The 18,864-nt window shown below is 62.5% G+C and carries 2 protein-coding genes; both read right to left on the minus strand.

Annotated elements, in window-relative coordinates; all coding sequences use genetic code 11:
- Nucleotides 1–92: 92 nt before the first annotated feature.
- Nucleotides 93–431, minus strand: a complete 339-nt coding sequence (locus tag AC5SEM_RS26745) for a hypothetical protein (protein WP_007918987.1) — start codon at nucleotides 429–431, stop codon at nucleotides 93–95.
- 148 nt (nucleotides 432–579) lie between these two features.
- Complete coding sequence (locus AC5SEM_RS26750; RefSeq protein ID WP_495471626.1) at nucleotides 580–18,618, minus strand: LapA family giant adhesin; 18,039 nt, start codon at nucleotides 18,616–18,618, stop codon at nucleotides 580–582.
- Between the last annotated feature and the right edge of the window lie 246 nt (nucleotides 18,619–18,864).

Consider the following 18,864-nt stretch of genomic DNA (forward strand, 5'->3'; position numbering starts at 1 on the left):
TTCAGGTCGATGTATGGCGCCAGACACCTCGGTCGGCCCCCTCTCCCTCGGGGAGAGGGCTGGGGTGAGGGTAGGCTTTTGATTACGGGGGATCAGATCAACCCGCCCTCATCCTCATCGATCAACTGGCTCAACCCGCCCAACGCTTCCCGCGCCTGTGTCCGGTCCATCAACTTGGCCTGGGCCGCCGGCGGCAGATCGGTGACACGAATCACGCCTTTCTGGGTCAGCACCTGAATCAGGTCGTCGAGGACCCGAATCATTTCGAAGTCACTCTGCTTGAGCTGTTTGAGGCTGGTTTCCACCACTTCGTTGGCGAACCAGGCCTGGATTTCATGGCTGTCGGCCGGCAGGGTTTCCGTGGCCTCGGCGTAGGCCGCGGCTTCCACGCGAATCAACAGACCTTGCGCATCGCGTTGCACGTAAAACATTGAGCATCCCTCGGAAATGAACCAGCGTCATGCTGTCAGCAGCATAGCCAACTGCGCGCGAGTATGCGGTGCGGCGACGCAATCGTCACCGGTCCGGACCGCACAAACGTGACGGCCGCCCCATTGGGGCGGCCGTCTTGTTCACGTATCAGCTGTTGTTGTGGTCGACCTTGATGGTCGGGTCACTGCCGGCAATCAGGTTGTGAATGTTGGCGCTCGACCAGTTGTTGCCTTCCAGTTTGATCGTCACGTCCGGGGTTGCCGCAGCAGCATCGCCGGAGTTGAACTTGCCCGCCGAGCTGACTTGCAGCGACGACGTGCCGTCGACCGTGGTGATCTTCAGGAAGTTGTCGATGGTGCTGCCGGTCTCGCCCTGCAACAGATCGCGCAGATCGATACGGTCACCGTCAGCGGCTTTGAAGTCCTTGATCACGTCGTTGCCGGTGTCGCCCGCCTTCCAGACGAAGGTGTCGGCACCCGAACCACCGATAAGGATGTCGTTGCCCTGACCGCCGATCAGCGTGTCGTTGCCAGTGCCGCCGAGCAGAATGTCATTGCCTTTGCCGCCATCGAGCCAGTCGTTGCCGCCCGAGCCGAAGAGGATGTCATTGCCTGCGCCACCCAGCAGCGTGTCGTTACCGTCATGTGCGCCGGAGACATCGAACGCCTGATAGTGCTCGGTGATGTACTGGTGCACGTTGCTGGTGGTGACTTTGCTGACATCGACCCCGGTTTCCTTGGCCACGAACGCCTGCATCGCCTGATAACCCTCGCCGGCAATGCCGTTGAAGCTCACCAGATCGCCGAACAGGATGTCATTGCCGTCGCCACCGCTGACGGTGTCGTTGCCCGGCATCGTCGCCTCGGTGTGGCCGATGATCGAGTTGGCCAGGTCCTTCGGATCGATGTTGGTCTGCGGCGTTTTGTCCGAGTCGTAAGGCTTCAGATCGTTGAGGCTGACATCGTTGTTCAGTCCGATAGCCTCGACGTTCGACAGACCGCTGAGCAAGGCAAAACCACTGGTCGAGTTACTGGTCGTTGCCGAGTTGGTGCTGTTGCCGGTACCCGCCAGACTCGACAACTCATAGGTGCCGTCGCCCTGCGCGTGGATGGTGCCCAGATTAGTGCCGCTCCAGCCCCACCACGAACTGTAGGTTTGCAGGGTCACTGTGCCGGCGCTGTTGATCGTCAACGCATGGGTATTGTCGATATAAGTGCTGAAGGTATCGCCCGGCTTGTAGTTGCTGGTTTTCACCACATCGTCGAGCTTCACGTTGCCGTACAGCGTCGGGTTGGTCTGCTCGCCGCTCTGGTAGTAGGTCGGCTGGCCGTCGGTGATGAAGTACGTGAGGTTCTTCGCCCCGCTGTTGGCCACCGCGTCAGCGCTCTGGAACCAGTTGGCCGTGGTTTTGAACACGTCCTCATAGTTGGTACCGCCACCGGAGGCCATCGAGTCCAGTACCGCTTTGAGTTGCGTCAGCGCGTTCGGGTCGTTGAGGTTCACCGACACCGACTTGTTGACCTGGGTATCGAAGTCGACGAGGAAAATGTTCACCGTGCCCGAATTGCTGCCGCCCAGGCTCTGCTTGAGGCTGTTGAACACCGAGGTCAGCGAGTCTTTGGCGGCGTTGAGCGACGAACTGCTCATGCTGCCGGAGCTGTCGACCATGAACGCGATGTTGTAGTTGGTACCCGGCACCACGGTCAGGCCACCGATGTCGGCGACGATGATGTCGTTGCCATCGGTGCCGGTGACGGTGTCATCGGCCGAGGTGGCGACAATGGCGTTGTAGACCGCTGGCACCACGCTGACCGGAATGGTCGCGGTGCTGCTGGCCGAGCCGCCGACCATCTCGGTGGAGGTCGAGGTCACGGTCAGGTTGAACTGGCCGTTGTAGTACGGCGGTGGCGTTACGGTCAGGCTGCCGAGGTTCCAGCCGGTGACGTTGGCGTCGCCGCTGCTGGCGGTGACGGTGAAGGTATGACCCGCGCCATCGCTGAGCACCGAGCCGACCGGTGCACCGCTGATCTTCACGCTCAGGGTTTCCGAGCCGTCGGTGTCGGTCAGGGCGGTGGTGATCGCCGACAGTTTCACCGTGGTGCCTTCGGCTCCGGTGTTGAGTTTGTAGCCGTCGTAATAGCCTTCGCCGTTGCTGCCGTGCAGATCGGAGACGGTCACGCCCGAATTGATCAGATCCTGCACGCCGGTGTAGATCGGCACGCCGGCGCTGCTCAGGTCGATTGGCGTGCTGCCGTTGACCGACAGGTTGACGTCGTAGCTGCCCGGGCCGCTCTGGTTGTGGTGGTAGATGTCCAGGGTGTAGTAGCCGCTGGTGGTCGGGGTGAACGAGCCGTTGAGGTTGCCGCCCACGCCCCACGTGGTCGAGGCCACGCTCTTGCCACCGATGGTCACCAACAGGCTGTCATCACCGATACCGCTGAAGGTGTAGGTCTTGCCGGCTTCCAGATAGATCAGGCCCGAGGTCTTCGACGCTGTGCCGGCGGTCACACTGCCGTCGGACTGCACGTTGTTCACATTGGTGCTGGTGTTCGGTGTGCCAGCGCCGTCGATCACATTTTTCAATGTGGTCGAATCTGCGCCGTTGCCGTTGGTGCCCAGACCCGACAGGCCGGTCCAGACTTCCTTGATCAGGCCGGTGGACTTCACGCTGTTGTCGGCCACGCTCACGGTCGGCGCATCCGCCACCGGCGTAATGTCGATTTTCACGGTGCCGGTGTTGCCCAGCAGTTGGCCGTCGGTTGGCTGGAACTTGATCTGTGCGTAGTCAGCCTGGTTGTTGCCCAGACCTGTGCCGCCGTAACCGTTGACGCCCGACTCGTTGGCATCCGGCAGGAAGCGCAGCTTGCCCGCGTCGATGTCAGCCTTGCTGAAGGTCTGGTTGTTGGCGACGTCTTTCCAGGTCGAACCGTCCAGATACTGCAGTTTGCCTTCGCCCGGCAGTTGGGTGATTTTGATGCCGAGGCTGCTGGCCGGGCTGTCGACGTCGGTCACACCGAAAGTCGACCAGCCGAGTACCAGCGGCGTGTCTTCGGTGCCGGTGACATTGCTCGGTGCAGCGACCGGTGCGTCGTTGACCGCCACCACGTTGACCGTGGTGGTCGCGGTGTTGGAGTAGTTGCCGCCATCGGTCACGGTCACGGTGATGATCCGCGGTACGGTGCTCGGGTTTTCGCTGCCGTTGGTGAAGCTGATGTTCTTGATGGCCTGCATGTAATCAGCCAGCGTCGCGTTACCGGACAGCGTCAGGGTCACGGTGCCGTTGGTGCTGTTGGCATTGATGGTGATGCCGTTGACGCTGTTGCCCAGGTTCAGCGCATCGCCGTCCTGACGGTTGGTCAGGACCACGGTGGCGCCGGTGAGCAGGGTGCTGTCCGGGTCAGTGATGCTGATGTCGGTGTCGGCAATCGACACGCCGGCGCCCGGGGTGTTTTCGGTGAAGGTCACCTTGTAGTCGGCACCGGTGGCGCCGCTGGAGTTGTTGGCGTCCAGGTCGAGCACGGGCGGCGCATCGTTGTCGATGATCGAGGTGCTGACGCTGCCATTGGTGCTGCTGACCGCAAGGTTCTCGAAGTTGCCGCCGGTGGCCGAATCGATCTTGACCACGAAGTTCTCGGTGCCTTCGGTGATCTTGTCATCGATGGTGGCGACGTTGAACTGCGCGCTGCTCGCACCGGCCGGGATCTTCACGGTGTACACGCCGGTGAAGTCCGAACCGTCGGCGGCGGTGCCGCTGTAGACGATCTTCAGGGTCACTTCGGTTTGCGCCGGGTGGTTCAGGCTGACCGTGTAGCTGGCGGTCTGGCCTTCGGTTACCGAACTGCTGCCAGTGATGCTGACGGTGGTGGTGTCGATAGTGTCGGTGACGTTGGTCACGGCTGGCGTGTTGCTGGTCACGAGGTTTTCGAAGCCCCCACCGCTGGTGCCAGTGATGGTTGCCTGCACGGTGCCGGCGTCTTTGTAGACGTCATCGGCTGGCGCTGGAACGGTCACGGTGCCGCTGGTTTTGCCGGCGTCGATGGTGATCACCGAGCCATTGCTCAGGGTTACGGTGACTGGCGAGCCAGCGGCGTTGGTCAGGGTCGCGGTGTAGGTGATCTGGCCACCTTCGGCCACGGTGCCGGTCGCGGACAGCGTCAGGTTGGTGGTGTCGACGGTGTCGGTCACGGTGGTGCTGACCGGGGTTTTGTCGGCCACGAGGTTTTCGTAGTTGCCGCCCGTGACGTTGCTGATCGAGTTGGTCAGCGGGGCGTGACCAGTCAACGCATCGTTCGGTGCGGTGGTGGTCACGGTACCGGTGGTCTTGCCGATGTCGATGGTGATGGTCTGACCGTTGGCCAAGGTCACGACAACCGGCGCGCCAGTCACAGCTGCACCGACAGTGGCGGTGTAGACGACGTTGCCGCCCTCAGCCGCAGAGCCGGTGGCCGTCAGCTTCACGGTGGTGGTGTCGATGGTGTCGGTGACGCTGGTCACGGCCGGAGCCGTGCTGGTGACCAGATTTTCGAAGTTGCCACCGGTGGCGGCGCTGATCGTTGCCTGGACGGTGCCAGCGTCTTTGTAGACGTCATCGGCTGGCGCCGGGACGGTCACGGTGCCGCTGGTTTTGCCCGCGTCGATGGTGATCACCGAGCCGTTGCTCAGGGTTACGGTGACTGGCGAACCGGCAGCGTTGGTCAGGGTCGCGGTGTAGGTGATCTGACCACCTTCGGCCACGGTGCCGGTCGCTGACAGCGACAGGTTGGTGGTGTCGACGGTGTCGGTGACGGTAGTCGAAACCGGAGTCTTGTCGGCGACAAGGTTCTCGTAGTTGCCGCCAGTGACATTGGTGATCGAGTTGGTCAGCGGTGCGTGGCCTGTCAAAGCGTCGTTAGGTGCAGTGGTGGTCGCGGTGCCGGTGGTCTGGCCAACACCGATGATGATGGTCTGACCGTTCGACAGGGTTACCACAACCGGCGAGCCAGTCACTGGAGCACCGACGGTCGCGGTGTAGACAACGTTGCCGCCCTCTGCCGCTGTGCCGGTAGCCGTGAGTTTCACCGTCGTGGTGTCGATGGTGTCGGTGACGCTGGTCACGGCCGGAGTCGTGCTCGGCACGAGGTTTTCGAAGTTGCCACCGGTGGCGGTGCTGATCGTGGCCTGCACGGTGCCGGCGTCTTTGTAGACGTCGTCCGCTGGTGCAGGAACGGTCACGGTGCCGCTGGTTTTGCCGGCGTCGATGGTGATTACGGCGCCGTTCGACAAGGTCACGGTCACTGGCGAGCCAGCGGCATTGGTCAGGGTCGCGGTGTAAACAATCGAACCGCCTTCAGCGACCGAATTGGTAGCGCTCAGCGACAGATTGGTGGTGTCGACAGTGTCGGTCACGTTAGTGCTGACCGGGGTTTTGTCAGCCACGAGATTCTCGTAGTTGCCGCCCGTCACGTTGGTGATCGAGTTGGTCAGCGGCGCATGACCGGTCAACGCATCGTTCGGTGCGGTGGTGGTCGCGGTGCCGGTGGTCTGGCCGACGCCAATAGTGATGGTCTGACCGTTGGCCAAGGTCACAACAACCGGCGAACCGGTGACTGGCGCGCCGACAGTAGCGGTGTAGACAACGTTGCCGCCCTCGGCTGCAGTTGTTGTTGCAGTGAGTTTTACGGTGGTGGTGTCGATCGTGTCGGTGACGCTGGTCACGGCCGGAGTCGTGCTCGGCACGAGGTTTTCGAAGTTGCCACCGGTGGCGGTGCTGATGGTCGCCTGCACGGTACCCGCGTCTTTGTAGACGTCATCGGCTGGCGCTGGAACGGTTACGGTGCCAGTGGTTTTACCGGCGTCGATGGTGATCACGGCGCCGTTCGACAGGGTGACGGTCACTGGCGAGCCAGCGGCGTTGGTCAGCGTCGCGGTGTAGATGATCGAGCCGCCTTCGGCCACCGAACCTGTCGCGCTCAGCGACAGATTGGTGGTGTCGACAGTGTCGGTCACGGTAGTGCTGACCGGCGTTTTGTCAGCCACGAGGTTTTCGAAGTTACCGCCGGTCACGTCGGTGATCGCGTTTGTCAGCGGTGCATGACCGGTCAATACGTCGTTAGGCGCGGTAGTGGTCGCGGTGCCGGTGGTCTGGCCGACGCCAATGGTGATGGTCTGACCGTTCGACAGGGTGACCACGACTGGCGAGCCCGTCACTGGCGCGCCGACAGTTGCGGTGTAGACGACATTGCCGCCTTCAGCGGCAGTGGCGTTGGCAGTCAGCTTCACGGTGGTGGTGTCGATGGTATCGGTAACGCTGGTGATAGCCGGAGTCGTGCTCGGCACCAGATTCTCGAAGTTGCCACCGATGGCGGTGCTGATCGTCGCCTGCACGGTGCCGGCGTCTTTGTAGACGTCGTCGGCTGGCGCTGGAACGGTCACGGTGCCGGTGGTTTTGCCGGCGTCGATGGTGATCACGGCGCCGTTCGACAGGGTGACGGTCACTGGCGAGCCAGCGGCGTTGGTCAATGTCGCCGTATAGACGATCGAGCCACCTTCAGCCACAGAGCCGGTCGCGCTCAGCGACAGGTTGGTGGTGTCGACGGTGTCGGTCACGTTGGTGCTGACTGGCGTCTTGTCGGCCACGAGGTTTTCGTAGTTGCCGCCGGTCACGTTGGTGATCGCGTTGGTCAGTGGCGCATGACCGGTCAATGCATCGTTTGGCGCTGCGGTGGTTGCGGTGCCGGTGGTCTGGCCAACACCGATGGTGATGGTCTGACCATTGGCCAAAGTCACGACAACTGGCGAGCCGGTAACCGGTGCGCCTACGGTAGCGGTGTAGACAACGTTGCCGCCTTCAGCCGCCGACTCAGTGGCCGTCAGTTTGACGGTGGTGGTGTCGATGGTATCGGTGACGCTGGTCACAGCCGGCGTCGTGCTCGGCACCAGGTTTTCGAAGTTGCCACCGGTGGCTGTGCTGATCGTCGCCTGCACGGTGCCGGCGTCTTTGTAAACGTCGTCAGCCGGCGCAGGAACGGTCACGGTGCCGGTGGTTTTACCGGCGTCGATGGTGATCACGGCGCCGTTCGACAGGGTGACGGTCACTGGCGAGCCAGCGGCGTTGGTCAGGGTCGCGGTGTAGACGATCGAACCGCCTTCAGCAACCGAGCCAGTCGCGCTGAGCGACAGGTTGGTGGTGTCGACAGTGTCGGTCACGTTGGTGCTGACCGGGGTTTTGTCAGCCACGAGGTTCTCGTAGTTGCCACCGGTCACGTTGGTGATCGCGTTGGTCAGTGGCGCATGACCGGTCAACGCATCGTTTGGCGCTGCGGTGGTTGCGGTGCCCGTGGTCTGGCCTACACCGATGGTGATGGTCTGACCGTTGGCCAGCGTCACGACGACAGGCGAGCCGGTGACGGCTGCACCAACAGTGGCGGTGTAGGTGACCGTGCCACCCTCAGTTGCCGACTCGGTCGCAGTGAGTTTGACGGTGGTGGTGTCGATGGTGTCGGTGACATTGGTCACGGCCGGCACGGTGCTCGGTACCAGATTCTCGAAGTTGCCGCCGGTCGCGGTCGAAATGGTTGCTTCGACTTTGCCTGCATCTTTGTATACGTCATCCGCCGGTGCAGCGACGGTGACGGTGCCAGTGGTTTTACCCGCCTCGATGGTGATCACGGCGCCGTTGGACAGCGTCACGGTCACTGGCGAGCCTGCGGCGTTGGTCAGCGTGGCGGTGTAAACAATCGAACCGCCTTCGGCCACAGAGCCGGTCGCGCTGAGCGACAGATTGGTGGTGTCGACGGTGTCAGTGACATTGGTCGAAACCAGCGTCTTGTCAGCCACCAGATTCTCGTAATTGCCGCCGGTTACACCGGTGATCGAGTTGGTCAGTGGCGCCTGACCGGTCAGCGCATCGTTCGGTGCGGTGGTGGTCACGGTGCCGGTGGTTTTGCCGACTTCGATGGTGATGTTCTGGCCGTTGGCCAAGGTCACCACGACAGGCGAGCCGGTCACTGGAGCGCCGACAGTGGCGGTGTAAGTGACGGTGCCGCCTTCAGCGACCGACGTATCAGCCGTCAGTTTGACGGTCGAGGTGTCGATGGTGTCAGTCACTTCGGTCACGGCCGGAACAGTGCTCGGCACCAGGTTTTCGAAGTTGCCGCCGGTGGCGGTGGAAATCGTCGCTTCGACTTTGCCGGCGTCTTTGTAGACGTCATCAGCCGGAGCAGGAACGGACACGGTGCCAGTGGTTTTACCCGCCTCGATGGTGATCACGGCGCCGTTGGACAGGGTCACGGTGACTGGTGAGCCAGCCGCGTTGGTCAGCGTCGCGGTGTAGACGATCGAGCCCCCTTCAGCGACCGAGCCAGTCGCGCTCAGTGACAGGTTGGTGGTGTCGACGGTATCGGTGACGTTAGTCGAAACCGGAGACTTGTCAGCCACCAAGTTCTCGTAATTGCCGCCGGTAACACCGGTAATCGAGTTGGTCAGCGGCGCGTGGCCGGTCAGGGCATCGTTCGGTGCGGTGAAGGTCACGGTGCCGGTGGTTTTGCCGACTTCGATGGTGATGTTCTGACCATTGGCCAGCGTCACGGTGACCGGCGAGCCGGTCACTGGAGCGCCGACAGTAGCGGTGTAAGTGACGGTGCCGCTTTCAGCCACGGAGGTATCGGCCGTCAGTTTGACGGTCGAGGTGTCGATGGTGTCGGTGACTTCGGTCACGGCCGGCACAGTGCTCGGCACCAGATTTTCGAAGTTGCCGCCCGTTGCCGTCGAGATCGTCGCTTCGACTTTGCCGGCGTCTTTGTAGACGTCATCCGCTGGCGCTGGAACAGACACGGTGCCAGTGGTTTTGCCGGCTTCGATGGTAATCACCGCGCCGTTCGACAGGGTCACGGTGACTGGCGAACCAGCGGCGTTGGTCAGGGTGGCGGTATAAACAATCGAACCGCCTTCGGCCACAGAGCCGGTCGCGCTCAGCGACAGGCTGGTGGTGTCGACGGTGTCAGTGACGCTGGTCGAAACCGGTGTCTTGTCGGCCACCAGATTCTCGTAATTGCCACCGCTTACCTCGGTGATTGCATTGGTGATCGGTGCGTGACCGGTCAATGCATCGTTCGGGGCGATGGTGGTTGCGGTCCCGGTGGTTTGGCCAACGCCGATGGTGATGGTCTGGCCGTTTGACAGGGTGACGACAACAGGCGAGCCGGTCACTGGAGCGCCGACAGTGGCGGTGTAAGTGACGGTGCTGCCTTCAGCGACCGACGTATCAGCCGTCAGTTTGACGGTCGAGGTGTCGATGGTGTCAGTCACTTCGGTGACGGCTGGAACCGTGCTCGGCACCAGGTTCTCGAAGTTGCCACCGGTAGCGGTGGAGATCGTCGCTTCGACTTTGCCCGCGTCTTTGTAGACGTCATCGGCCGGAGCTGGAACGGTCACAGTGCCAGTGGTTTTACCGGCTTCGATGGTGATTACCGCGCCATTAGACAGCGTCACGGTGACTGGCGAGCCAGCCGCGTTGGTCAGCGTCGCGGTGTAGATGATCGAACCACCTTCGGCCACGGTGCCGGTCGCAGTCAGCGACAGGTCAGTGGTGTCGACGGTATCGGTGACATTGGTCGAAACCGGCGTCTTGTCCGCCACCAGATTTTCGAAGTTGCCGCCGCTTACCTCGGTGATCGCATTGGTGATCGGCGCGTGGCCGGTCAATGCATCGTTCGGCGCGATGGTGGTCGCGGTGCCGGTGGTCTGGCCAACACCAATGGTGATGGTCTGACCGTTAGCCAGGGTCACGACCACAGGCGAACCAGTGACTGGCGCGCCGACGGTTGCGGTGTAAGTCACGCTGCCACCCTCGGCCGCCGACTCGGTCGCGGTCAGTTTGACGGTGGTGGTGTCGATGGTATCGGTGACGTTGGTCACGGCCGGCACGGTGCTCGGCACCAGATTCTCGAAGTTGCCGCCCGTTGCATCCTTGATCGTCACTTCGACTTTGCCGGCGTCTTTGTAGACGTCATCGGCAGGCGCAGCAACGGTCACGGTGCCGGTAGTTTTGCCAGCCTCGATGGTGATCACCGAACCGTTCGACAGGGTCACGGTTACCGGCGTGCCAGCCGGGTTGGTCAGCGTCGCGGTGTAGACGATCGAACCGCCTTCAGCCACCGAATCGGTTGCGGTCAGGTTCAGGTTGGTGGTGTCGGTAGTGTCCGAAACCGCGGTGTCGGCGGACTTGCCGTCGACCGCGAGTTTTTCGTAGTTGCCGCCGGTGGCGCCGTCGATGGTGACGCTCAGCGAGCTGCCACCGGCCAATGGGCTGTTCGGTGCAACGAAGTTCACCGAGCCGGTGGTTTCACCGACAGCGATGGTGATGGTCTGGCCGTTGGACAGGGTCACGACAACCGGTGAACCCGTCACTGGCGCGGTCACGGTCGCGGTGTAGACCACGGTTTCGCCTTCGGCGACGTTCGCCGTGGCAGTCAGCGACACGGTGGAGGTGTCGATGGTGTCGTTGACGGTGGTAACGGCCGGAGCAGTGCTGGTAACGAGGTTTTCGAAGTCGCCACCGGTCGCGCCTTTGATGGTCGCTTCAACGGTGCCGGCATCTTTGTAGACGTCATCTTTCGGTGCGTCGACGGTCACGGTGCCGGTGGTTTTGCCGGCGTCGATGGTGATCACGGCACCGTTCGACAGGGTCACGGTGACCGGCGAGCCAGCAGCGTTGGTCAGGGTCGCGGTGTAAGTGATCTGGCCGCCTTCGTCCACCGCGCCGGTCGCGGTCAGCGACAGATTGGTGGTGTCGACGGTATCGGTCACGGTGGTGCTGACCGGAGTTTTGTCGGCCACGAGGTTTTCGTAATTGCCGCCGGAAACGTCGGTGATCGCGTTGGTCAGCGGTGCATGGCCAGTCAGCGCATCATTCGGTGCGGTGGTGGTCACGGTGCCGGTGGTTTTACCCACTTCGATGGTGATGTTCTGACCGTTGGCCAGGGTCACCACAACTGGCGAGCCAGTGACTGGCGCACCGACCGTGGCGGTGTAGGTGATGGTGCCGCCTTCAGCTGCAGACTCGGTGGCGGTCAGTTTGACCGTCGAAGTGTCAATGGTGTCAGTGACGTCGGTGACGGCTGGCGTGGTGCTCGGAATCAGGTTCTCGAAGTTGCCGCCGGTGGCGTCCTTGATGGTGACTTCGACTTTGCCGGCGTCTTTGTAGACGTCATCGGCAGGCGCCGCAACGGTCACGCTGCCGGTGGTCTTGCCCGCTTCGATAGTGATCACCGAACCGTTGCTCAACGTCACGGTCACTGGCGTGCCAGCCGGGTTGGTCAGGGTTGCGGTGTAAACGATCGAACCGCCTTCCGCCACAGTGCCGGTGGCGCTGAGCGTCAGGTTGGTAGTGTCGACAGTGTCAGTAACAGTGGTCGAAACCGGAGTTTTGTCGGCCACGAGGTTTTCGTAATTACCGCCGGAAACGTCGGTGATCGCATTGGTCAGCGGCGTGTGGCCGTTCAACGCGTCGTTCGGCGCTGTGGTGGTCACGGTGCCGGTAGTCTTGCCGACTTCGATGGTGATGTTCTGGCCGTTCGCCAGGGTTACGACGACCGGCGAACCGGTGACTGGCGCGCCGACAGTGGCGGTGTAGGTGACGGTGCCACCTTCAGCCGCCGACTCGGTGGCGGTCAGTTTGACGGTGCTGGTGTCGATGGTGTCGGTGACTTCAGTCACGGCCGGAACAGTGCTCGGCACCAGGTTCTCGAAGTTGCCGCCGGTAGCGTCCTTGATGGTGACTTCGACTTTGCCGGCGTCTTTGTAGACGTCATCGGCCGGTGCCGCGACGGTGACGGTGCCGGTGGTCTTGCCCGCTTCAATGGTGATCACCGAGCCGTTGCTCAGGGTCACGGTCACCGGCGTACCGGCGGGATTGCTCAGGGTCGCGGTGTAGATGATCGAACCGCCCTCGGCGACCGAATTGGTAGCGCTGAGCGACAGATCAGTGGTGTCGACTGTATCAGTGACCGTGGTCGACACCGGGGTCTTGTCGGCCACCAGGTTTTCGTAGTTGCCGCCGGAAACGTTGGTGATCGAGTTGCCCAGCGACGCCTGACCGTTCAATGCGTCATTCGGCGCGGTGGTGGTCACGGTGCCGGTGGTTTTGCCGACTTCAATGGTGATGCTCTGGCCGTTAGCCAGAGTGACCACGACAGGCGAACCCGTGACCGGCGCGCCAACAGTGGCGGTGTAAGTGACAGTGCCACCTTCAGCGACAGTGGTGTCGGCCGTCAGTTTCACGGTCGAGGTGTCGATGGTGTCAGTCACATCGGTCACGGCTGGCGTCGTGCTTGGCACCAGGTTTTCGAAGTTGCCGCCCGTGGCGTCCTTGATTGTGACTTCGACTTTGCCGGCGTCTTTGTAGACGTCATCGGCAGGCGCCGCAACGGTGACGGTGCCGGTGGTTTTGCCCGCTTCGATGGTGATCACCGAGCCGTTGCTCAATGTCACGGTGACTGGCGTGCCGGCCGGGTTGGTCAGCGTTGCGGTGTAAACAATCGAACCACCTTCAGCCACGGTGCCGGTCGCGCTCAGCGACAGGTTGGTGGTGTCGACGGTGTCGGTCACCGACGTCACGGCCGGAGTTTTGTCGGCCACAAGATTTTCGTAATTGCCGCCGCTGGCGCCGTCGATTTTCACGCTCAGCGTGTTGCCGCCGGCCAGCGCATCGTTCGGTGCGGTGAAGTTGACGCTGCCGCTGCTGGCGCCGACCGGAATGGTGATGGTCTGGCCGTTGGACAGGGTCACGACAACCGGCGCGCCGGTGACCGGAGCGGTCACGGAAGCGGTGTAAACCACCACGCCGCCTTCAGTGGTGCTGGCGGTAGCGGTCAGCGAAACGGTGCTGTTGTCGATGGTGTCGGTCACGTCGGTGACCGCTGGAGTCTTGTCGACCACCAGGTTTTCGAAGTTGCCGCCGGTGGTCTTGGTGATGCTCGCGTCGACCTTGCCGGCGTCCTTGTAGACGTCATCGGCAGGCGCTGCGACGGTCGCGGTGCCGGTGGTCGCGCCCTTGGCGATGTTGATCACCGCGCCGTTGCTCAGGGTCACGGTCATCGCCGTGCCTGCCGGGTTGGTCAGGCTCGCGGTGTAGACGATCGAGCCGCCCTCGGCGACCGAACCGGTGGCGCTCAGGCTGATATTGGTGGTGTCGACCGTGTCGGTCACGGTGGTGACCACCGCGGAACGGTTGGCATCGACCTGCTCGAAGTTGCCGCCGCTGTGGCTGGCAATCGCCGTCTGTACTTTGCCGCCGTCGATGTACGGGGTGTTGGCAGGGGCAGCGAAGTTCACCGAGCCGCTGGTGGCGCCAGCGGCGATGTTGATCACCGCGCCGTTGGCCAGGGTCACGGTCATGGCGGTGCCGGCCGGATTGCTCAGGGTCGCGGTGTAGGTGATCTGGCCACCTTCGCTGACGGTGTCGCTGGCGCTGAGGGTCAGCGTGGTTTTGTCGACGGTGTCATTGACAGTGGTGCTGACCGGGGTCTTGCTGACGTCGAGTTTCTCGAAGTTGCCGCCAGTGGCGTCGGTCATGGTCACGGTGAGCTTGCTGACGTCTTTGTAGACGTCGTCGCTCGGCGCAGCGATGGTCACCGAACCGCTGGTTTTGCCAGCTTCGATGGTGATGGTCTGGCCGTTGCTCAGGTTGACGGTGACCGGCGTTTGCGCGGCGTTGGTCAGGGTCGCGGTGTACGTGATCGAGGTGCCTTCGAGCACATAGCTTTCAGCGCTGAGGGTCAGGTGCGTGGTGTTGATGGTGTCGGCAACGTTGGTCACCGCTGGCGTCGGATTGGCCACCAGATTTTCGAAATTGCCGCCGTCGGTGCCCTTGATGGTCACTTCGACTTTGCCGGCGTCTTTGTAGACGTCATCGGCCGGGGCTGGGACGGTCACGGTGCCGGTGGTCTTGCCGGCGTCGATGGTGATGGTCGAACCGTTGCTCAGGGTCACGGTCACCGGAGTGCCGGCCGGGTTGGTCAGCGTCGCGGTGTAAACGATAGAACCGCCTTCGTTGACGTTGCCGGTGGCGGTCAGCGAAACGGTGGTGGTGTCGACGGTGTCGGTCACGGTGGTGCTGACCGGAGTTTTGTCGGCGACCAGGTTTTCGTAGTTGCCACCGGTAACGTTAGTGATCGAGTTGGTCTGCGGTGCATGGCCGGCCAGTACGTCGTTTGGTGCGGTGGTCGACACGGTGCCGGTGGTTTGGCCGACAGCGATGGTGATGCTTTGGCCGTTAGCCAAGGTGACTACGACTGGCGAGCCGGTCACTGGCGCGCCAACAGTGGCGGTGTAAGTGACGGTGCCGCCTTCAGCAGCAGTTTCGGTGGCAGTCAGCTTCACCGTCGAGGTGTCGATGGTGTCAGTGACGTCGGTCACGGCTGCAACGGTGCTTGGCACCAGGTTCTCGAAGTCGCCGCCGGTGGCGTCCTTGATGGTCACTTCGACTTTGCCGGCGTCCTTGTAGACGTCATCGGCAGGTGCAGCGACGGTCACGGTGCCGGTGGTTTTGCCCGCTTCGATGGTGATTACCGAGCCATTGCTCAGGGTCACGGTGACGGGCGAGCCTGCTGCGTTGGTCAGGGTCGCGGTGTAAACGATCGAACCGCCTTCAGCCACGGTACCGGTGGCGCTGAGCGTCAGGTTGGTGGTGTCGGTGGTGTCGGTCACGGTGGTGCTGACCGGGGTTTTGTCAGCGACCAGATTTTCGTAATTGCCGCCGCTGACCTCGGTGATTGAGTTGGTCAGTGGAGCATGACCGGTCAGCGCATCGTTCGGTGCGGTGGCAGTCGCGGTGCCGGTGGTCTGGCCGACGGCGATGGTAATGGTCTGACCGTTGGCCAGGCTCACGATGACCGGCGAGCCGGTGACTGGCGCGCCGACGGTCGCGGTGTAAGTGACGGTGCCACCTTCAGCAGCGGTCTCGGTCGCGGTCAGTTTTACCGTCGAGGTGTCGATGGTGTCGGTCACGTCGGTGACGGCTGGCGTGGTGCTCGGAACAAGGTTCTCGAAGTCGCCGCCGGTGGCGTCCTTGATGGTCACTTCGACTTTACCGGCGTCTTTGTAGACGTCATCGGCAGGTGCGGCAACGGTCACGGTGCCGGTGGTTTTACCGGCCTCGATGGTGATCACGGCGCCGTTCGACAAGGTTACGGTGACGGGTGAGCCGGCTGCGTTGGTCAGGGTCGCGGTGTAAACGATCGAACCGCCTTCAGCCACCGTACCGGTGGCGCTGAGGGACAGATTGGTGGTGTCGGTGGTGTCGGTGACGGTGGTGCTGACCGGAGTTTTGTCAGCCACCAGATTTTCGTAGTTACCGCCGGAAACCTCAGTGATCGAAGTGGTCAGCGGCGCATGGCCGGTCAGCGCATCGTTCGGTGCAGTGGCGGTTACGGTGCCGGTGGTCTGGCCGACCGCGATGGTGATGGTTTGGCCATTGGCCAAGGTCACGACGACAGGCGAACCGGTGACCGGCGCGCCAACGGTCGCGGTGTAGGTGACGGTGCCGCCTTCAGCCACGGTGGTGTCAGCGGTCAGTTTGACGGTCGACGTGTCGAGGGTGTCGGTCACTTCGGTGACAGCCGGAACGGTGCTTGGCACCAGGTTCTCGAAGTTGCCGCCAGTGGCGTTTTCGATGGTGACTTCGACTTTGCCGGCGTCTTTATAGACGTCATCAGCGGGTGCCGCGACGGTAACGGTGCCGGTGGTTTTGCCCGCTTCGATGGTGATCACCGAGCCGTTCGACAGGGTCACAGTCACCGGAGTGCCGGCCGGGTTGGTCAGGGTCGCGGTGTAAACGATCGAACCGCCTTCAGCCACAGAGCCGGTGGCGCTGAGCGAAAGGTTGGTGGTGTCGGCAACGTCAGTGACGTTGGTGGAGACCGGGGTTTTATCGGCGACCAGATTTTCGTAGTTGCCGCCCGAAACGCCAGTGATCGAGTTGCTCAACGGCGCGTTGCCGGCTAGCGCGTCGTTAGGCGCGGAGGTGGTCACGGTGCCGGTGGTTTGGCCGACGGCGATGGTTATATTCTGGCCGTTGGCCAGGGTCACGACAACCGGCGAGCCGGTGACTGGCGCGCCGACGGTCGCGGTGTAAGTGACGGTGCCGCCTTCAGCGACCGAGGTGTCAGCCGTCAATTTCACGGTCGAGGTGTCGAGGGTGTCGGTCACTTCGGTGACGGCCGGAACGGTGCTCGGCACCAAGTTCTCGAAATTGCCGCCGGTGACGGTATTGATGCTGACTTCGACTTGGCCGGCGTCTTTATAGACGTCATCGGCTGGTGCTGGAACGGTCACGGTGCCGGTAGTCTTGCCCGCGTCGATGGTGATCACCGAGCCATTGCTCAGGGTCACGGTCACTGGCGTGCCGGCCGGATTGGTCAGGGTCGCGGTGTAAACGATTGAGCCGCCTTCAGCAACGCTGCCGGTCGCTGACAACGACAGATTGGTGGTGTCGATCGAATCGGTAATGGTGGTGGTCGCTGGCGTGGTGTTCGGCACCAGATTTTCGAAGTTGCCACCGGTTGCGCCGGTAATCGTGGTGCTGACCGTGCTGCCATTGTTGTAGACGTCGTTGGCCGCTGTCGGCACGTTGACGCTGCCGGTGGTTTTGCCGGCTTCAATGGTGATGGTCGAACCGTTCGACAGGGTGATCGTCACCGGCGTTTGCGCGGCGTTGGTCAGGGTCGCGGTGTAGGTGATCTGGCCACCTTCGACGACGGTGCCAGTGGCGGTGAGGCTGACGTTGGTCGTGTCGACCGAATCAGTAATCGTGGTCACTGCTGGCGTCGGGTTCGGCACCAGGTTTTCAAAGTTGCCACCGGTGGTACCGGTAATCGTAGTGCTGACGGTGCTGCCGTTGTTGTAGACGTCATTGGCCGGGGTCGGCACGTTGACGACGCCAGTGGTCTGGCCGGCTTCGATGGTGATGGTCGAACCGTTCGACAGGGTGACGGTCACCGGGGTTTGCGCCGGATTAGTCAGGGTCGCGGTGTAAGTGATCTGGCCGCCTTCGGTGACGGTCGAGCCAGCGGTCAGCGTGACCGTGGTGGTGTCGATCGAATCGGTGATGGTGGTCACCGCAGGCGTTGTGTTCGGCACCAGATTTTCGAAGTTGCCACCGCTGGCACCGGTGATGGTGGTGGTGACGGTGCTGCCGTTGTTATAGACGTCGTTGGCCGGGGTCGGCACGTTGACGGTGCCGGTGGTCTGGCCGGCGCCGATGGTGATGGTCGAGCCGTTCGACAGGGTGACTGTCACCGGGGTTTGCGCCGGGTTGGTCAGGGTCGCGGTGTAGGTGATCTGGCCGCCTTCGGTGACACTCGGCCCGGCCGTCAGGGTGACGGTGGTGGTGTCGATGGTGTCGGTGACCTGCGTCGTCGCCGGGTTGGTCGGCGGTGTCACGGTGATGCCGTTGCCGCCGGTGGTGCCGGTGACGGTCACGTCGATCTGGCTCGGGTCGTTATAAACCGTGTCGTTCGGCGCCAGCGGCACGTTGACCGTGCCAGTGGTGGACCCGGCCGGAATCACAATCACCGCGCCGTTGGAGAGGGTGATGGTCAGGTCGGTCAGCGGTGCCTGGGTCAGGGTCGCGGTGTACACCAGCACGCCGCCGGCTTCTGTGATGGTCGGCGTGGCGCTGAGGCTCAGGGTCGATTCACGCAGGGCGTTGGTGGTGGTATCGGTGGTCTGGCCGCCGGTGATGTTTTGCGCAGCCTGACCGGCAGCGTTGATGCCTGCGGTCGGGAAACCAATGGTCGGGTCAACACGGCCAGCGGTGGCGTCGAGCATCACGAAACTGTGACCACCCCCGGCGGCACCGCCCGTGCCTGCGGCGCTCGGGCCTGCAGCGGTGGCGTCAAGCGCGGTAGTCGGGTCGACACCGGCGGCGATGGCTTGCTGCAGTTCGGCTACCGACGGCGCAGCCTGCGCGGTGGCCTCAGCCAGGTCCGTGCTGGAGTCGGGCGCGGTGGCGCTCCACTGGGTTTCGCGACCCAGATCGAGAGTGCGGCCATCAGCCAATTCAAGCGACACGGCGCCGGAGAGGCCGGTGTCGACCTGGTCGCCGACAAACAGGCGATCGCCTTCAACGAGTACGCGACGTACACCCTCAGGGGAGACTACAAATACCTGACCGACAATGCTTTTGACGATGGCAACAACACTGCTCATTGAAGACTCTCCGGGTGTCACGTTCAGTTGACTTCCATGGACCTGAAGGCATGGGCGCCGACTCAGTCTGGACGTACTTTTAAAATTTGCGAATCAAGTTTGACGCGTTAATTCGTCAATAATTTGGCTAGATTCTTTCGCTATTAACTTTATGCCAAACTATTGACCTTCTGGGTGCCATCCTAAACAATCGCCCCACTAATGTCACATTGATATTTCCGCGGCGACCTGTCCTTCAGCGTGTGA

The organism is Pseudomonas sp. CH61 (genome assembly GCF_059429415.1).